The organism is Scytonema sp. PCC 10023, assembly GCF_963920835.1.
GTDB lineage: Bacteria > Cyanobacteriota > Cyanobacteriia > Cyanobacteriales > Nostocaceae > Kalymmatonema.
Genome location: NZ_CAWUDP010000039.1, coordinates 73,556 through 91,418, shown reverse-complemented (window position 1 = coordinate 91,418; position 17,863 = coordinate 73,556). Strand labels below are relative to the sequence as shown.

Below are 17,863 nucleotides of genomic sequence, written 5' to 3'. Positions count from 1 at the left end.
TTAACACAGTATAGCAGATTTGCCATGAGGGGCAAGACCCCTCACCCCCTTTTTGATAAAATTTTTTGGTGACAAAATTTTCTGATGCCAAAAAAAAAGAGAGCCACTTGGGTAGCTCTCCAGATCATCAGGGTGCATCTACTTAACACAGTATAGCAGATTTGCCATGAGGGGCAAGACCCCTCACCCCCTTTTTGGTAAAATTTTTTTTCAGATTCATCGGTATGACCGATAATTTGTGAACTACCTACTGCGAGGCGATAATTGACGCAGTTGGTTTTGGTGCAAAGGGGAGGATTACTAGATAGCCAAAAACTTCTACAAACCGCATATCTCTCAGTAAATCAACTATCCAGTGTTTTGCGCTTTAAGGTTCTAATCAGTTCTCTTAGGACATCATTTTTGGATCTAACCGTGGCTTCACAATATTTCTCCAACAACTCATACTCATCTTCGGTTAGTCGGAAATTTAACCGTTTTGTTAGTTTGTTCATCACAACATTGAGTCAATTTGATGTACAATTTGATTGTACTCAAGGTGTGGCGTTAATGGCTTACAAAGCATTTAGAATCAAGCTAAAGTTAAACAACCAACAGAGAACCGTGATGGCACAACACGCAGGTTATTCGCGTTGGGTGTATAACTGGGGACTAAGGCTTTGGGAAGAAGCATACAAAGATGGGTTGAAACCAAGCGTGGGGATGCTGAAGAAGTTTTTCACCAATCATGTCAAGCCACAGTACCAATGGATGAGCGAGTTGTCATCCAAGGTTTATCAATATGCGTTTATAAATCTAGGAGAGGCTTTCAAGCGTTTTTTCACCAAGAAAGGTAAGTATCCGAGATTCAAGAAAAAAGGCAAATCAGATAGCTTTGCGATTGATAATTCCGGCGCACCAATTAAGATAGGTGGCTTGCGTCACAAGTTACCTTTTGTTGGGTGGATACGCACTTATGAAGCGTTGCCAGAATATATTACAAAGAAGGTAACAATTAGCCAGCAGGCGGGTGACTGGTATCTCAGTTTTCATGTTGAAATACCCGATGTTGACCTGACGCCAAAAAGTGTTGAGCGGGTGGGAGTTGATTTGGGCGTTAACGCGCTAGCGACTCTTAGTACTGGTATTGTGTACCCAAATTTGAAAGCGTACCGCAAGGCAAGGCATAAACTAGCAAAGCTGCAACGAAGAGTGAGCCGCAAACAAAAGGGATCTAATAACCGTCACAAAGCCAATATAAAAGTTGCTCGTCAACACAGACGGGTCGCAAGCATTCGCAACGATTATTTGCACAAAATCACGACGTATTTAGCCAAAAACCACGGTGAAGTTGTGATTGAAGATCTGAATGTGTCGGGCATGTTGGCTAACCATAAACTGGCATCTGCAATTGCCGATTGTGGGTTCTACGAGTTTCGTCGCCAGCTTGAATACAAGTGTCAGCGCTACGGCTCAAAACTGGTGGTAGTTGATAGGTTCTACCCCAGTTCGCAGATTTGTTCTAGTTGTTGCTATAGGCAGAAAATGCCACTGAAGGAACGCGTTTATGTTTGTCCTGTTTGCAATGTTAGTCGGGACAGAGATTTGAACGCAGCGATAAACCTATCCAACTGGGGTCGGCTTGATCGAGGATGCGCCTGTGGAGCAAGTGCCGCCGACGGTTTGTGACGAAGCAGGAAATAAACACTTTAAACAACTTTGTCTGTTTTGAGTAGATTTTATGGAGCAGTACGACTTTAAAGAGCTTGCTGAACTTTACAAAAACGCGCTCCTCAACGACGTACTCCCATTTTGGGAAAAACACTCGATTGACTGGGAGCAAGGCGGCTATTTCACCTGTCTTGATCGCGAAGGTAAGGTTTATGACACAGATAAGTTTATCTGGCTGCAAAACCGCCAGGTGTGGACTTTTTCCATGCTTTACAACCAGTTAGAAAAACGCGAAAACTGGCTGAAAATTGCCAGCAATGGTGCTAATTTTCTTACCGAACATGGTCGAGATGCTGACGGTAACTGGTATTTTGCACTAACCCGTGAAGGGAAGCCACTGGTTCAGCCCTACAATATCTTTTCTGATTGCTTTGCAGCAATGGCTTTCAGCCAATACGCACTCGCCTCTGGTGAAGACTGGGCAAAGGATGTGGCGATGCAAGCTTACAACAACGTTTTGCGCCGCCAGGACAACCCGAAAGGCAAATATACCAAAACCTATCCCGGTACGCGCCCGATGAAATCTCTGGCTGTACCGATGATTTTAGCCAACCTGACTCTGGAAATGGAATGGCTGCTGCCCAGCGAAACCCTTGAAAACGTCCTGAGTGCGACTGTTCAGGAAGTGATGAGCGATTTTCTAGACCAAGAACGGGGGCTGATGTACGAAAACGTCGCCCCCGACGGTTCCCATATTGATTCTTTTGACGGACGGCTGATTAATCCCGGTCACGGTATTGAAGCGATGTGGTTTATCATGGACATCGCTCGTCGTCGCAATGATACTAAAACGATTAACCAAGCGGTTGACGTGGTGCTAAATATCCTCAATTTTGCTTGGGATAGTGAGTACGGCGGATTGTATTATTTTATGGATGCAGACGGTCATCCCCCACAGCAATTGGAATGGGATCAGAAACTGTGGTGGGTTCATTTAGAATCTTTGGTTGCATTGGCAATGGGCGATCGCCTGACAGGACGTGAGGCGTGTCGGGAATGGTATCAAAAGATGCACGATTACGCCTGGTCGCACTTTGCCGATCCAGAATACGGTGAGTGGTTTGGCTACCTCAATCGCCGTGGGGAAGTGCTGTTAAATCTTAAAGGTGGTAAATGGAAGGGGTGCTTTCATGTCCCGCGTGCGTTATATCTTTGCTGGCAGCAGTTTGAGGCATTGGGTGCAAATTAAATTTATTAAATTTAAAGTGGAAGCCGCTACATCTGAATGAATGCCATGACTGTTGTCAAACCAAAGCGATTCACAATCGACGAATATCATCGACTGATTTCACTCGGGTTTCTAACGGAGGGAGACAGGATTGAATTGATTAGAGGAGAATTGATCCAAATGACTGCAAAGGGAACGCCTCATACGGTTTGTGGTTCCATCTTATGTCGCCAATTGGATCGGCTTTTGGGGGATCAAGCAGTTATCCGTGGACAAGATCCGATTACTCTAGCCAATCACAGTGAGCCTGAGCCGGATGTGGTTATTGCAAGAGGAAGACATGAAGATTATCTTGCTCACCATCCCTATCCCGAAGATATTTTACTTGTTGTTGAAATTTCCGATTCCACATTGGCTTATGACCAAACAACGAAGCTAGGGCTGTACGCAGAAGCCGGAATTTCCAATTATTGGATTGTCAACTTAAATGCTTACCAATTAGAGCGTTACAGTCAGCCTTATCAAAATATTCAAGGTGAGTTTAACTATCTCACCAAGCAGATTTCTCTGGCGAATCAGTCAGTGGCAATTCCTGGTTTTGAAGATGCCTTATTGGACTTGAGCCGGATTTTTCCAACGGGTGCTGTTGGTGAGTGATTTAGTTAGTGCGATCGCCGTGGGTAAGTCCTGTTAAACCTCACAGAGGGCAACTTGGCTGGCAGTGGTTTGAGGAATTGAGTTCGCAGGCAATTTAATCTATACTGGGGCAGATTTGTAGGTCGTTGCTGCATCACACGTTTTTACTCCTCAATGCTCGTGCGAGCACTCGCACTGTAATTTCGGATAGCTATAAGCAATCAAAGGCTAAGAATACAAGCTATTAATCATTCCAACGATCTATAATGTGTATCATTTTCTCTTCCGATATTAGTCTTTGCGATCTACCTTTCTGCTGTTCCCTCAATATGTCCAAAATTTCAGAAAAACGCTGGAAAGGTTGATTCTTCTTACCCTTACTAACTTCCTGTAACCTCACCACAACTTTCTTAGCTTTACTAGCACCAAGAAACAATTCCAGCTTGCGTTGCACCTGAAATGCAGTTTCTGGCTCTAAGATACGATTAAATGCATCCATTGGAGAGATGGGTTGAGGCAATTTTGCCTCTATTGTTGCAAGTAAATCAGCTTTAAGTTGTTCGAGCGCATTAAAAATAATTTTATTATTGTTATTGATGGAAGACTCTAGATTCTTAATCTGTAAATCGATTTCAGACTGCTTTGGAGTTGTGGGCTGAGATGAATTTTGCTTAGTATCTTCAATTACTTGCAATATCTCTAGTTGTTGGCGAATAGCTGCTTGATTCTTAGTGTTAGATACAAAGACTGTAATACGATCCGGCAGACGAGGATTGAGTTCACATGCTTTGAGATAAGCATAATATTCCAAATAGCCTGAAATTAGTTCATAATCATCTACACTTACTTGCTGCACTACTGGCACATTGACTAAACCACCCAATTCGATAATCGTATTCGCCAAAGCATCAATTTGAGTTGTTTTCTGTGCGGGAGCGAATGGGGGGCTTTTTACTTGGATACTGTCGATATCAACAATTGAGGTTAAGAGTTCCATTGTTATTGCCTTGAATTAATTAGATACGTGCAAGCTGCATCACTTCTTTAGCTAAATCCTTAAACTCCTCTGCTGCTGGAGAATTAGGTTCATAATCCAATATAGAAATTGGGTCGGGAATCACCAAATCACCGACCTCTTTTAACCTTTCAATCGCTTTAGATGTTTCGCGGCGCTCAAAAATTTTTGAATCCAATACTGGAAACCCATAATGTTTCTCAACAGTTTCTATCATTCTAGGTAGTGTATATTCTACAAACTTCGGCGAAGTTCCTACTTTAGAAGCAATCACACCAAGAATCTCTATTGGATCTTTCTTGATTGAGTCACGAAATTCATTCACGTCATTTACAAAACGACGAACATTTCGTAAACCTTCATTAGCAAAAGGACGGAGGTCTGATGGAATCAACAGATAGTCCGCTGTAATCAACGCAATTCGTGCATAGAGATTGAGTGATGGCGGAGTATCAATTAAAACAACATCATACTGTTGACGAACATCATCCAGCTTTTTTAGAAGTCTAGTTAGAGCTTGTGGCTGCTGAATTAGTTCCTGTTCGTGTTCCATTAAATCAATATGACTAGGAATTACATAAAAAGGTGGATTTGTAAATTCTGATTTTCGAGCAACCTCTGAAATTGAATAATCATTTCTGGATGCGATTACTTGGTAGATATAGTTATCTTTCAGATTGTCATGTATTTCATCTTGAAATTTAACCAACCCTGTTGCAAAAGTTGTGTTGGCTTGACTGTCTATATCAATTACTAAAACTCTCTTATTTTTCTTACTTAGCGCTGCGGCAAGATTAATGACTGTTGTTGTTTTTCCAACACCACCTTTATTATGGTAAACAGCAAGCACTTTCATTAAATGACTCCTTATAAATAAATACTTTTTGATGAATTAGCGTTTTGAGGTCTGAAATCTGCTCATCTATGACTCCTAGAGTGCATTGCTGTAATAATGCTATGTCATTCTACACGTGTTTTTTGCCAGTCTTCGAGCGCACTGATGACAAAGCTAGCAGCTGGATGATTGAGGAACTGTTCTAGTGCTGAAATACTTCCAGCACTAAATGCGCTAAGGATGCGTTGAGTAAGAGAGGGATCATTGTCAATACGCTGAATGACCTCATTTGCAAAAGCGCATTTAGCTGTCATAGTATCGGTGCGGTAGGTCTGGGAGAGATGATCAAGGAGTGTTTGGATTTCTTTGGCAGCGTCAGCAAGGCTTTTGGTTTCTTGAGTGTAGTTATACTGGTTAGCTTGTTGACGGGCGTTATCGCCCATCTGATTAGAAAAATTGGCAATGTTTGCACCCTGTAAATTGTTGGTGAAGCCTTCAGAATTCGACACAGCAGTCGCCCCCACATTAACATTATTGATAGATGGTTTTCCAAGAGCGAGTCTCGCTAGCTCTATAATCTCAGCGTTGTGTTGTTTATACAACTCAATTGCTTGGGTAGTTGCCTGAAGTGTATAAGTTGCTTTAGCAAGTTGAAGCTGTTCTTCGTAGAAGCTTTTAGCGTCTTCTTGGTTAGCTTTCGGCAAGACTTCTAAGCGAACAGCAACTGAGCTATCACTTTTGGGTTCAAGCTCCTGAATGGCAAGCACTTTGTCAGTGTATTGCTGTTGTCGTTTTTGGAAAAACTGGAAAAATTCTGTAATTCCATTAGGGAAAACGAGTTCTTCGATTTCAGAGACTTGCTTAAATTGTCTACTGAATTCTCCAGGTTGAAACGTTCTATCGCTAGGGTAGCAACTGGTAAACTCAAAGTTATAGCTTTTCTTTAGGTAAATATAATCACATTGCACATCATCCAGATTGGTCTTGCAATCGGTTTTCCAATGTTGTAAGCAAACCCCAGTAAGATTCGCTCCTTTGAAATTACTTCCCAATGCTTGAATCAAACTTAGGTCTGCATTCTGAAGGTTAGCTCCTTCCACGACAGCTAAATTGAGCCCAGCTTGACTCAAGTTGGCTCCACTCAAATCCGCAAAGCTGAGATTTGCTGCGTTGAGCATTGCTTTGCGAAGGTTAGCCTCACTAAGAAAAGCTTTTCTAAGATAAGCTTCGCTAAGGTTAGCTTCGTTGAGGTTGGCTTGACTGAGATTGGAACTAGTGAAGTTGGCGAATCTTAAATCAGTTTTGCTCAGGTTAGCTTTGCCAAGATTGGAACTGGTGAAGTTGGCGAATCTTAAATCAGTTTTGCTCAGGTTTGTGCTGCTCAGATCAGCCTTGCTGAGATTAGCTGAGGCGAGGCGAGTACCGCTGAATTTTGCTCCGCTGAACTTAGTGCCTCTAAGGTCGGCAAAGCTTAAGTCAGCTAGGCTGAGATCGGCTTTTCTCAAGTCAGCCTGGCTGAGATTAGCCTTTTTGAGGTCGGGAATGACACCAGGATTTTCTCTTCTCCATTGGTTCCAGCTTTTAACCCCTTTGTTTAGCTCAGCAAGATGCTCTGGATTAGCCACTTTAGCATTTCCTAATATCAAATAGTTGCATCCGTATATTGGTATATTTTTACATCACATCTTATTGGAGTCTAGTGCTTTGTCATCAAGAGGATATTGATTACTCTGATATTTCACCTTAAACAGATGAATGTTTAAAAAAGCGATACCATATACTATGAATTCCAGCGGCGCAAGCACACAATCAAAGAGCGAAGTTCGCCGATTTCTGAGGTGTAGATTTCGTAGCTCCCTTGGCTGCCACTATGATAGACCTAAGCAAGCATCCCCGCGTTCGGTATGAATTACCACGACATCATCACAACCGAACGTGGGAAACGCAGTGGTAAACCCTGCATTCGAGGAATGCGAATCACAGTGTACGACATCTTAGAATATCTTGCGGGTGGTATGACGGAAGAAGAAATTTTGGAAGACTTTTGTGAACTCACTCCCGAAGACATCAAAGCTTGTCTTGCTTTTGCCTACAAATAAGTTAAGCTACGTATGCTTTGTCTTTCTAAAAGGTAAAGTAATATTTTGCAAGCCTGTCCGGTAAAGCGAAGCATAGATGCGAGGGGTAACTCTACATACTCCTACGCCACACCATACCCCGTATACTCTCTTGCATAAACAGGCTGTAAGCCCAACACAATATCTTTCTTTGGCACACCCATTGTTACCAATTCATTAGCAATCAATTTATCAGTCTGGTTGCGTTGAATCCAAATTTTCCCGTCTTTAATGTCCAAATGCATCACACAATTATAGATGCGGCGATGTTTATCCCATCCCAAATCAACAATTTGATAATGGTCGTGTTCTGTATCAAAAATTGTTTGCACCTCAATTTCGCCGTTGATTGGTGTAACATTGCTGTATTCGGTTAATAGTTTTTGAATACACTGGCGATAAAATACTAATTTATCCATTTGACTATTACCTCATCCACTGGATCGTACACAATCAGCTTGACTTGATATTGCCGCACTGATGCTTGGGGTAAATCACGTTGGAAAAAAGATTCATAAGCCGCAATTGGCACTGCTAAATATAAGATGCGTTCCTTTTCACTTGCTTCTAAAACTAAACGGTAATTTAAAAATTGACCCAGCGCCATATGAAAATCAAACAATGCTGAGTCACTTAAAAAACTTTTAATCTCAACCGCAATCTTTTCTCCTGCTTTTTCAGCCGCTAACAACCGTTCTGCACCTAAGTCAATTCTAACTTCATCTTCCTCACCAAACTCAATCCTTAAAGGGTCATGTGTAATCACCCACTGTTCTTTCTGAAGACCTTTTTTGACTGCTTCATGGAATCGGTCTTTGGCTGACATTTCTTCTCACACCCTTTTTAAGCTGATTTTAAATGAGTTTGTGAGCCTTGCAACATTTTTATACAGACCTGAGGTGAAACTTACGCTACCATATCCCCTATTGCCTTCATACAATCACGTGGGGAGTTGCGCAGGTCAAAAACGAACGTCACTGATCCTGGGCTAAAGCCACAGGGCTTGGAAGCGGAGGCTTTGCCATTTTCTTAATCCAAGTTAAACCAGTTTCTAGCTTACGGGTTCATAGCCCAAACTGAACTACCTGAGTGTGGCAACTCACAAGACGTTACTGGATGCCTCCCTAGTCTGTAACCTCTCTGGTAGTCAGTAGCGAAGGGATATATTTACTCGCAAGAGGTTTATAGCAAAATGTTCGTACCAGTTGTTGATTCAAACAATCGACCCTTGATGCCAACAACGCCTAGTAGGGCGAGACGTTGGATAAAGTCAGGTAAGGCGACACCATTCTTTAAAAAAGGAGTATTTTGTGTTCGACTCAATGTAGAACCATCCAGCGGCAATTATCAGCCTGTCGCAGTAGGTGTTGATCCTGGGAGTAAGCGCGAAGGCTTTACGGTTAAATCGAAATGTCATACCTACTTGAACGTACAAACTCACGCAGTTGATTGGGTTAAAGATCATATTGAAGTTCGGCGGAATATGCGACGTGCTAGACGCTTTCGCAATACCCCGTGTCGTCAAAATCGCGTTAACCGACTAGTTAACACCCGGAGAATTCCACCATCCACACTTGCCCGTTGGCAGTGGAAATTACGCGTTTGTAAATGGTTAACCTTGATGTTTCCTGTTACTACTTTTGTGGTTGAGGATATCAAGGCTAAAACTTGGAAGAATGCTCGAAAGTGGAATGTAATTTTTTCACCTTTAGAAGTTGGTAAGCGGTGGTTTTATTCCGAACTGCAACAGATTGGTAGACTGGAAACCCGCACAGGTAACGATACTTATGAGATGCGGCAACGATTAGGGCTAAAAAAGTCAAAAAACAAACTATCTAGTAAGTTTGATGCTCATTGTGTTGATTCGTGGGTACTAGCTAATTGGTGCGTTGGTGGTCATGTATCACCAGACAACACATCACTCATAGACGTAGTTCCTTTACAATTTCATCGCCGTCAATTGCATCGACTGCAACACCAAAAAGGTGGTATTAGACCACGTTATGGCGGTACGATGAGCGCTGGTTTTAAACGTGGGTCTGTAGTGAAACATCCTAAATATGGCTTCACCTATGTTAGTGGATGGCAAGAGTCTCCGACAAAGAAAGACCCTAACAGAAAAACGATTTCGCTTCATGCATTGCATAGTGGTAAGCGATTGACCCAAAACGCAATACCTACAGATTGTAAGTTTTTGACTTACAACTCATGGCGTGTTGTCAAGAGCAGTGACGGGCGAAGACAGCACCCGTTGATTTTTCCTCCCGTGCCTAAAAGGCAACGGGTTTCCAAATCTATCGCGAGGTTTTATGACGGAAAATCTCAGGACACAGGACACTGACAATTTGGTTACCATTGCCGATCAATTCACCCTCCAGGGGAAAGTTACGGCTGTTCAATCATTTGGCAGTGGTAATATTAATGACACCTTTCTAGTCACTTTAGATTCCCCAAGTGAACAGCATTTTGTCCTGCAACGCATCAACACGCAAGTGTTTCATCATCCTCAACTTATCATGCAGAATACGCGTATATTTACTGAGCATATTCACGAACGTTTACAACATACCCCCCTTAACCGTCGTTGGGAAGTACCCCGCGTGTTGTTGACCAAGGATGCTCAAGACCACTGGAGGGATGCTGACGGATCGTTCTGGCGGGCAATCAGCTTTATTGAAGGCTCGCAGTCTTTCGACACAATGCACGATCGCTCACACGCCAAAGAAATCGGCTATGCCCTGGGGATGTTCCACAATCTTATCAGCGATTTACCACCTGAAAAACTTGCCGACACCCTCGAAGGGTTCCACATTACGCCGGTGTACCTTCAGCACTACGACGAAGTTCTAAGGAAAACTACGCCGCGCCAATCTCCGGAAGTGAATTATTGCTTGCAGTTTGTGAGCGATCGCCAAGTTTGGGCGCATGTCCTGGAAAATGCCAAAGCCACAGGCGATCTGCCACTACGCCTCATGCACGGCGATCCAAAAATCAACAATGTTATGTTCGACACTGCTACCCAGCAAGCGGTCAGCGTAGTAGACCTCGACACCGTTAAGCCGGGTCTGGTACATTACGACATTGGCGATTGCCTGCGATCAGGCTGTAATCGAGCCGGAGAAGAAACCGAGCAGTGGGAAAGCGTTCATTTCGATACTGATCTGTGTCAGGGAATTCTACAAGGCTATCTTTCTGTGGCAAAAGCGTTTCTCACGGAAAATGATTATGCCTACATATACGATGCAATCCGTCTGCTCGCCTTTGAGTTAGGACTAAGATTCTTTGCTGACTATTTAGCAGGGAATGTTTACTTCAAGGTTAAGCACCCAGAACATAACCTTGCAAGGGCGCTTGTCCAGTTTAAGCTTACCGAGAGCATCGAATCTCAGGAAACAACGATTCGCAACATCATCCAGGATATGAAATGAACGACCAGACGTTTAAAATGCAACCCTTCCCCTCTGCTAAACCCATACCTGATTTGAAAATTGCAGGCAATATCGCCCGACAAGGGAATCAATTTACCATCCACTACGCGCTTCTTGGCGATGTTAAAGAAGTGGCGTTCGCCGCACCATCAGACACACCAGCACGAAAGCACGAACTGTGGAAAGGCACTTGCTTCGAGTTCTTCCTAGGCATCAAGAATTCTGATCGGTATTGGGAATTCAACCTCTCCCCCGCCGGAGACTGGAATATCTATCGCTTTGATGCATACCGTCAAGGGATGCAAGAGGAAACAGCCTTTACCGCACTCCCGTTTAGCATCCAGCATCTATCAGACGGTTTAGCGATCGCCCTGGATATCGAGCTAGATAAAATCGTCCCAGCAAACCAAGCCATTGAGGTTGGCATCACCACCGTCATCAAACACAGAGACGGTGAGGTGTCTTACTGGGCATTGACTCATGAAGGAACTGAGGCTGACTTTCACCGACGAGACAGTTTCATCATTGCGTTGTGACAAGCACCTAAACGCTTAACTCACCCACCACAAGACCAGCAAGTACCAAGCGCCATACTTGGGCAAAGTCCGTGTCGATGTCCAGATCACTCCATTCGGATGCGTGAGCTGGATGGTGAAACCGAACCGTCGCTTGAAAGACTGCTTTCGCCGCTGCCTGCGGTGAAGCCACCCTAAACTCGTTACTGGAAATACCGCTCTCGATGATTTGAGCGATTTGCCTAACCAGTTCACCAACGTGAGCTTGAACCACCCCTCGCGCCTCTTGGGCGATCGCCGAATAAGTTGCAAACAACTCTGGCTCGTCCAGGACTTTTTGACGCTTGATAGTCATGAGTTGGTGAAACCATCGGTGCAATCGTTCAACAGCAGAACCTTGTTCTTCTGCAATCACTGCCAGTGGCGCGGAGACTCGATGCAGCCACCGTTCTGCTACCGCATCGCGCAAAGCAGCCTTGCTGGGAAAATGCCGATAAATCGTGCCGTGACTCACCTCAAGAAAACGAGCCACATCGACTACCGTCGCCTTTGCCGGACCGTAACGACGCAAAACCTCTTCCGCTGCGTCGAGAATCGACTCTGGTGTCAAAGCTGAATCATTCATGCTACGGGTCTTTTACCTCTTTTCACCGAAGTCCTCGCCCCGTGGAAGCCCCCGGATTCATCCGTGGGGGTAAGGGGCAGGCGAATTTATTCGCCATCAAGAAATCAGTATTCATATGAGTAACCATCCTTTTTATGAATTGCTGAACAATATTTGTGACTGATTCCGGCAACTCTACCTATCTTGGTTGAGATATCAAAACTACCAGATGCCCGACACAGAACACGACCAACATAAGTACCGATTTTTTTGCCTGTTTTAATAACAGCTTTAATAATATCGCCAGTTTGATAACCGAAATGAATTTGTTGATTTGTTCGGTGGCGTGTTGGAAATCCAAACTTATCTGTACCGCACATTTGACGAGTACCATGTCCAGTAGCTTTAATCAACAACGGCTTTACACCTTTGATAATGAGTTTTTCAGGTGTCGATTTTCCTACTACTGCCGCGTCAATCCAATGAGTTTTATCTAGTTCAAGCTTAGTTCGATTGAACTTAGTCAACCCGCCACTACCTGTCTCTACTGGTAATCCTGTAGCTTTCAATGTTTCTAACAGTTTGAACCTAGTAGCATTTACCGCAGCAGTGTCGGCTAATGGTTTCTGAGATTGGGCTAATATTTTCTTTAACTTTTCTGGTTCTTTTTTGAGAAAATCTTTGATATCTTTAGTGCCTTTCTTTTGATTACATTTTTCGCAACTTAAGGTGAGATTTGAAATTCTATTTGACCCTCCTTTAGCTCTAGCTACAATATGTTCTACTTGCAAAGGAATATCAGCTTTACCGCAGTATACGCAATTTCTACCAAACTTTTCTAGTAAATACTGGCGTGTTTCGTATCCGGCTAGCTCACCCTGTTGGTACTCTTTACCAATAATTTCACGGTTCTGCATAAGTTGCGTGTCAAACTTAACTAATTCCTGGGATACATCAGAGATTGGAGCAAATCTGATTAACTTCTTGACCCAAGTTTCGATATTGTGAACACGAGTCATCAAACTCGGTGGTAGCCACCATCCTTCCGGTCGTTTTCTGTTATCAGAACGTGGCTGGCGATAGCGAGTTTTACGATTTCTTCTTCCTCTACGTAGTTGTCTACGAGAAGTTAAAGATTCTCTTATTGCAAATCCTCTATGTTGCAGTTCAGATGCAAATACAACTTCGCCTGTTGCATCGTTGACTATCGCTATTCCTGTTGTTTTTGCTCCAGGGTCAAGCTTAATTCTTAGTGGTTGAATTGGGGCGTCTGGTCTGGATTCTTTAAGAATAATTGTGAACGGAAACCGCCTAAATACTGCCGCTTTTCCATTTCTTAAAAGTTGTCGTGCTTGCGCTGGATTGATTGGATTCTGTGGCTTTTTGTTGGTATCAATTACTAATACTTTGGACAATTGTCCCTCCTTTCGGGTAATGTTAGCTTCGATAATGTTAAAGGTCGGTAACTATCCAAACAGCACTTCCTTAACCCTTGTACAGATGTTTAACTGTTTAGTTCTAGAGCAAGGAACTAGCGCGAGCATTCCTTGGTAGGTCTTAAACTCTTGCCTTTAACGTAGTACGCGAAGTACTTAATCTGGTCAGATGGACTTTTTCAAGCCTCCGCCTTTAGGCGTGGGGTTTCTGACTATCTAGCATCGCCATTTGCCCTGGATCATAGCGATCGCCTGCCACGGCATCCAGCGGCACTGCTGCCTCAATCCGGGCAAGATCATCCTCGCTCAAGTGTAGATCCAACGCACCCAGCGCTTCATTCAAGCGATCGCGCCGCCGTGCTCCAATCAGTGGCACAATGTCGTTTCCCCGCGACAGCACCCAAGCAATTGCCACTTGGGCAACCGTCGCACTCTGTTCTTGTGCAATAAGGCGAAGGGCTTCGACCAGCGACAAGTTGCGATCCAGATTCTCTCCAGAGAAGCGTGGCAGATGTCCTCGAAAGTCTTGCGCTTGTTCAGAGCGTTCCTTCGACCAGTGACCGCTCAACAACCCTCGTGAAAGCACTCCATAAGCAGTGACAGCAATGCCCAATTCACGCACTGTTGGCAGGATGTCATTCTCAATGCTACGACTGAGGAGCGAATATTCGATCTGAAGCCAGGTGATGGGATGAATCGCATGAGCGCGCCGAATTGCATCTACCCCCGCTTCAGATAACCCAATGCGGCGAACATATCCAGCTTTCACCATTTCGCTAATCGCCCCAACGGTCTCTTCAATGGGCACCGTCGGATCGATTCGGGCTGGCTGGTAGAGGTCAATGTAATCGGTTCCCAGTCGTTTCAATGTATAGGCAAGTGAAGTCTTCACGGCTTCAGGACGACCATCGAAGCCAATAAAATTGCCGTCAGGAGACCGCAGCGCACCGAATTTGACAGCAATGAAGACATCTTCCCGCCGCCGTCCTGCTAGCGCTTCGTGTAGCAGCAGTTCATTGTGGCCCATGCCGTAAAAGTCGCCTGTATCCAGTAAGGTAACGCCTGCATCAAGCGCTGCATGAATCGTCGCAATACTTTCCGAGCGATCGGCTGGACCATAAAAATCAGACATTCCCATACAGCCAAGCCCAAGCGCCGATATTGTTGGACCGTTTTTTCCAAGTTGACGTGACAACATAGCAACTTTTCCACTGTGATGATAAAACTATCATAACGATCCAAATGACAAAAATCAATATTTGTCATTCAATACTTGTTAATACCGTCCAACAAAGTGAGCATCTGTTGAAGCAAGCCTGCAATTTGACTATCTGAAGCCATAAGCTACCCTTTCAGACTTTCCTGAAAAAATGCTGCCGTGAGCTGCGCGTTCACGAAGTGTCTCCGTTCGGCAAAGCCGTGCCGGAGGCATAGGAGAATCGCCCACTCATCCACGATCACAGTAGACCGAAAAGGGGGGCTAGTACCGCTGCGCGGAAGTCAAAAGTCAAAAGTCAAAAGTCAAAAAGCTGATTCTATGGGCTTTTCACTGCTTTGGAATGGTAGCTTTATTTCCGCCACGTTGTACTAGGGGGGATCTTTGAGGGCTCAATATGGCGTTCCCGTAACGTATTGAGGTCATTCGTTTAAGGAAGCCCACCATCAGAAAAAATTTTTTCCACCGCCACAGCCGAAGCGTGCATAAACCAAACAATTCCACCCGTATCAAATAACAGAAGCGGTTCAAACGCCAAGCGTAAAAACCAAGCGTAACGCAGATATCAAAATTACCCCAAACATCAACTCCGAGGTATTTGTCATGGACACGAAATTTATGCTGGAAATCTGCTCCCTCAAAAACTCCTCCCCCAAACATATCACCATCATCGGAGCCGGAATCGCAGGTTTAGTCGCAGCATACGAACTCGAACGCCTCGGTCACAGTGTTGATATCATGGAAGCAAGCAACCGCGTCGGTGGCAGAGTCTGGACACACCGTTTTGGTAACGAAGTTGACGCACCCTACGCAGAACTCGGAGCAATGCGTATCCCCAGCGACCACCAACATACATTACACTACATTAAGGAAATGGGACTTTCTGACAAACTATGTAAGTTTGTCACCGTATTTGAAGAGCAAAACGCCTTCATGAACATCGAAGGTAACATTTTCCGGATGAAAGATGCACCCAGATTGTTGCAAGAACGCTATCAAGGAATTTTTACCGATACCCGTTACAGTGAAAAAACCCGCCTTTTTGCAGCTTGGTTAAAAACAATCGTCGATACCATCTCCCCGGGTAACTTACGCTCAAGCTTGGAAGCTGACTTGCACTCACACTTAATGGATGAATTAGAACGTTTAGATTTAGAACCTTACTTCAGCGAAAACGGCGAAACTATCGATTTAAACTCATTTATTCAAGATAATCCTGGTTTCCGCGCTTGTTGCAGCAAAGCCTTGGATATGTTCCTAAGCGACATTATAGTTGAAACGAGCCACACTTTATTACAACTCAAAGGCGGGATGGAGCAAATTATCCACCGTTTGGTTGAATCTATCAATTCTCCAATTCAATGCAACCAACCTGTAGTAGCAATGCGGGTGCGTGAAAACTATACCGAAATTGATTATTTAGAAAACGGACAATTACAAACTCGTATTTGCGATTATGTCTTAAACACAATTCCCTTCTCGGTAATGCGGAAAATGAAATTGAGCGGATTTGATGCCAGAAAGTTGGATTCGATTCACAATACAATATATTGTCCGGCAACTAAGGTGGCATTCCACACAAAAGAAGCTTTTTGGCAACAACAAGGTATTAACGGTGGTGCATCTTTTAGCGGTGCTGGTGTTCGTCAAACATATTACCCAAGTGTGAAATTTAATCCGAATCACGGTAGCGTCATGCTCGCGAGCTATACGATTGGTGATGATGCTGATGTTTTGGGAAATATGACTGAGCAACAACGTCATGATTATGTTAAAGATGTTGTTGGTAAGGTGCATCCGGAATTGTTAGCTGAAGGTATGGTAAGTAACGTTGCTTCGATTGCTTGGGGTAATTACGAATGGAGTGCAGGTGGTTGCACCGTACATTGGGGTAATGATACTTCAGTTGAGTCGAACCATACAGTGAATTATCTCGAAGCTGCTAGACCTCAAAATAATATGTTCTTTGCTGGTGAACATTGTTCGAGATTTCCTGCTTGGTTGCAAGGTTCGATTGAGTCAGCACTTGAAGCTGTTTATGATATCGTTTCTCATGCGACAGTGAAAGTGGCAACAAATGACTCTTTGCTCGGTTCGGAATATAGCAATACTACACAAACAAAACAAAATCGCCAACTGGCTCAAGTTGCTTAATAATATTTACTCGTCTGTCGATTTATACGGCTGGTTTGAGGCGTGAATCAAAAAAAGTTTCGTGATAAAAATAAGACCAACACCAAACGATTACATTTCTGGTGTTGGTCTTGTTTTTGTATCAAATAAAAGCTCTGCCTACAAACTGAAATTTTTTCCATCATTAATATTACCCCGCATCATAAACCTTTCTCGTTGAGCTTCTTTAAGTAACGAGGCGTAAAGGAGCGTTTACCTGATTTGTGCATAAGTTTATCTCAATTCCCCCTATAAAAATAAGTAGAAGTATTTTCTTGGCTGATTTTCTGAACACATAATCTGTGCTTACACAAATCAGTTTCAGCTTGTACATTTCCAGTCGATTGTTAATCACGGGTTTAATCCAAATGACAGTTTTTCAGTTAAAACCAAAACCAGCAAAAAAAAAGTCAGCAGCTCAGCGCTTGTGGTTTTTGCATTGGCTCATGGCAAGTTTCTACCTACTGTTGTTCGCTAGTGGCTTTTACATGATGGGTTCGCCACTGATTTCCAATGGTTCGTCTGCCTACGACTTTCACAAAACTCTTGGGGTTACAGTGATGAGTCTATTGCTTGCCAGGATTTTTGTGCTGCTGATAGTTCTTCGGCACAAATACAGACGCCGTCAGCAAAAGCGTACGCATCTGTGGGTAGGAACCTTTGTGTTACATATAGCTTTGTACTTTTTTATGCTATTGGTTCCGTTGAGTGGCTATTTCGCTGCCAATGCTACGGGTGAAAACTTTATTATCTTTGGCACTGGTATTGTGTTACCAAACTTGTTTAATGTTAACAGCCAACTTGTTGAATTCATTGGTAACGCGCATTTTTGGCTAGCATACGCCTTTGTGGGTTTGATTGTCCTTCATATGGCATCTCAGAGAAGATATTTACAGGCGCAGGTACGTCGTTTGTTCAAGGCAGTTTTCCGAACAATAACAAGTCGCAGTAAGGCAACCAAAAACAAATAAGGAGCAAATGACCAAACAAGACAAAGCAGACGCACAGACT

The 17,863-nt window shown here is 43.7% G+C and carries 18 protein-coding genes; 9 read left to right on the top strand and 9 right to left on the bottom strand.

What is annotated here, in order from left to right; genetic code table 11:
- Positions 1–344: 344 nt before the first annotated feature.
- Entirely contained in the window at positions 345–494 is a 150-nt protein-coding gene (locus ACM0OZ_RS23280) for a ribbon-helix-helix protein, CopG family (protein ID WP_073633108.1), read from the bottom strand.
- A gap of 7 nt (positions 495–501) precedes the next feature.
- On the opposite strand from ACM0OZ_RS23280, the gene ACM0OZ_RS23275 reads away from it, so the two are divergent.
- The 3 genes from ACM0OZ_RS23275 to ACM0OZ_RS23265 are packed head-to-tail and all read left to right on the top strand — an operon-like array spanning position 502 to position 3,535.
- On the top strand, positions 502–1,668 hold the full coding sequence (locus tag ACM0OZ_RS23275; protein WP_414585189.1) for an RNA-guided endonuclease InsQ/TnpB family protein: 1,167 nt from the start codon (positions 502–504) through the stop codon (positions 1,666–1,668).
- A 52-nt stretch (positions 1,669–1,720) separates the two neighbouring features.
- Positions 1,721–2,899: an AGE family epimerase/isomerase gene (locus ACM0OZ_RS23270; RefSeq protein ID WP_414585188.1), complete on the top strand. Its 1,179-nt coding sequence runs from the start codon at positions 1,721–1,723 to the stop codon at positions 2,897–2,899.
- Between the two features lie 45 nt (positions 2,900–2,944).
- A complete protein-coding gene (locus ACM0OZ_RS23265; RefSeq protein WP_414585187.1) occupies positions 2,945–3,535 on the top strand; it encodes a Uma2 family endonuclease in 591 nt (196 codons plus the stop codon).
- Positions 3,536–3,758: 223 nt separating this feature from the next.
- Here ACM0OZ_RS23265 and ACM0OZ_RS23260 read toward each other — a convergent pair whose 3' ends face one another.
- The 3 genes from ACM0OZ_RS23260 to ACM0OZ_RS23250 form a co-directional block, all read right to left on the bottom strand.
- On the bottom strand, positions 3,759–4,511 hold the full coding sequence (locus ACM0OZ_RS23260; protein WP_414585186.1) for a hypothetical protein: 753 nt from the start codon (positions 4,509–4,511) through the stop codon (positions 3,759–3,761).
- 19 nt (positions 4,512–4,530) lie between these two features.
- Positions 4,531–5,385, bottom strand: coding sequence for a ParA family protein (locus ACM0OZ_RS23255; protein WP_414585185.1), 855 nt, complete (start codon positions 5,383–5,385; stop codon positions 4,531–4,533).
- A 104-nt stretch (positions 5,386–5,489) separates the two neighbouring features.
- Positions 5,490–6,989 (bottom strand): pentapeptide repeat-containing protein, encoded by a 1,500-nt coding sequence (locus ACM0OZ_RS23250; RefSeq protein WP_414585184.1) that lies wholly within the window; start codon positions 6,987–6,989, stop codon positions 5,490–5,492.
- A gap of 279 nt (positions 6,990–7,268) precedes the next feature.
- Between ACM0OZ_RS23250 and ACM0OZ_RS23245 the strand changes: the two genes are divergently transcribed.
- Complete coding sequence (locus ACM0OZ_RS23245) at positions 7,269–7,463, top strand: DUF433 domain-containing protein (protein WP_414585183.1); 195 nt, start codon at positions 7,269–7,271, stop codon at positions 7,461–7,463.
- Positions 7,464–7,564: 101 nt separating this feature from the next.
- On the opposite strand, the gene ACM0OZ_RS23240 is transcribed toward ACM0OZ_RS23245, so the two are convergent.
- Together ACM0OZ_RS23240 and ACM0OZ_RS23235 are read right to left on the bottom strand one after the other, a co-directional pair.
- Positions 7,565–7,900, bottom strand: coding sequence for a XisI protein (locus ACM0OZ_RS23240; RefSeq protein ID WP_414585182.1), 336 nt, complete (start codon positions 7,898–7,900; stop codon positions 7,565–7,567).
- Positions 7,888–8,307, bottom strand: coding sequence for a XisH family protein (locus ACM0OZ_RS23235; RefSeq protein WP_414585181.1), 420 nt, complete (start codon positions 8,305–8,307; stop codon positions 7,888–7,890). The genes ACM0OZ_RS23240 and ACM0OZ_RS23235 overlap by 13 nt, the downstream gene beginning before the upstream one ends.
- Before the next feature lie 366 nt (positions 8,308–8,673).
- Between ACM0OZ_RS23235 and ACM0OZ_RS23230 the strand changes: the two genes are divergently transcribed.
- Genes ACM0OZ_RS23230 through ACM0OZ_RS23220 form a run of 3 tightly spaced genes read left to right on the top strand, consistent with a single transcriptional unit; the run spans position 8,674 to position 11,445 of the window.
- Positions 8,674–9,822: an RRXRR domain-containing protein gene (locus ACM0OZ_RS23230; protein ID WP_414585180.1), complete on the top strand. Its 1,149-nt coding sequence runs from the start codon at positions 8,674–8,676 to the stop codon at positions 9,820–9,822.
- Complete coding sequence (locus ACM0OZ_RS23225) at positions 9,791–10,909, top strand: phosphotransferase enzyme family protein (protein WP_414585179.1); 1,119 nt, start codon at positions 9,791–9,793, stop codon at positions 10,907–10,909. Before ACM0OZ_RS23230 ends, ACM0OZ_RS23225 begins: the two co-directional genes overlap by 32 nt.
- Positions 10,906–11,445: a DOMON-like domain-containing protein gene (locus ACM0OZ_RS23220; RefSeq protein WP_414585178.1), complete on the top strand. Its 540-nt coding sequence runs from the start codon at positions 10,906–10,908 to the stop codon at positions 11,443–11,445. The genes ACM0OZ_RS23225 and ACM0OZ_RS23220 overlap by 4 nt, the downstream gene beginning before the upstream one ends.
- Positions 11,446–11,452: 7 nt before the next feature.
- On the opposite strand, the gene ACM0OZ_RS23215 is transcribed toward ACM0OZ_RS23220, so the two are convergent.
- From ACM0OZ_RS23215 to ACM0OZ_RS23205, 3 genes are all read right to left on the bottom strand, one after another.
- Positions 11,453–12,049, bottom strand: a complete 597-nt coding sequence (locus ACM0OZ_RS23215) for a TetR family transcriptional regulator (RefSeq protein WP_414585177.1) — start codon at positions 12,047–12,049, stop codon at positions 11,453–11,455.
- A gap of 104 nt (positions 12,050–12,153) precedes the next feature.
- Positions 12,154–13,443 (bottom strand): RNA-guided endonuclease IscB, encoded by a 1,290-nt coding sequence (iscB, locus tag ACM0OZ_RS23210; RefSeq protein ID WP_414585176.1) that lies wholly within the window; start codon positions 13,441–13,443, stop codon positions 12,154–12,156.
- 214 nt (positions 13,444–13,657) lie between these two features.
- Positions 13,658–14,662 (bottom strand): aldo/keto reductase, encoded by a 1,005-nt coding sequence (locus ACM0OZ_RS23205; protein ID WP_414585175.1) that lies wholly within the window; start codon positions 14,660–14,662, stop codon positions 13,658–13,660.
- 621 nt (positions 14,663–15,283) lie between these two features.
- On the opposite strand from ACM0OZ_RS23205, the gene ACM0OZ_RS23200 reads away from it, so the two are divergent.
- A complete protein-coding gene (locus ACM0OZ_RS23200) occupies positions 15,284–16,834 on the top strand; it encodes a flavin monoamine oxidase family protein (RefSeq protein WP_414585174.1) in 1,551 nt (516 codons plus the stop codon).
- Between the two features lie 386 nt (positions 16,835–17,220).
- Entirely contained in the window at positions 17,221–17,823 is a 603-nt protein-coding gene (locus ACM0OZ_RS23195; RefSeq protein ID WP_414585173.1) for a cytochrome b, read from the top strand.
- Positions 17,824–17,863 lie beyond the last annotated feature (40 nt).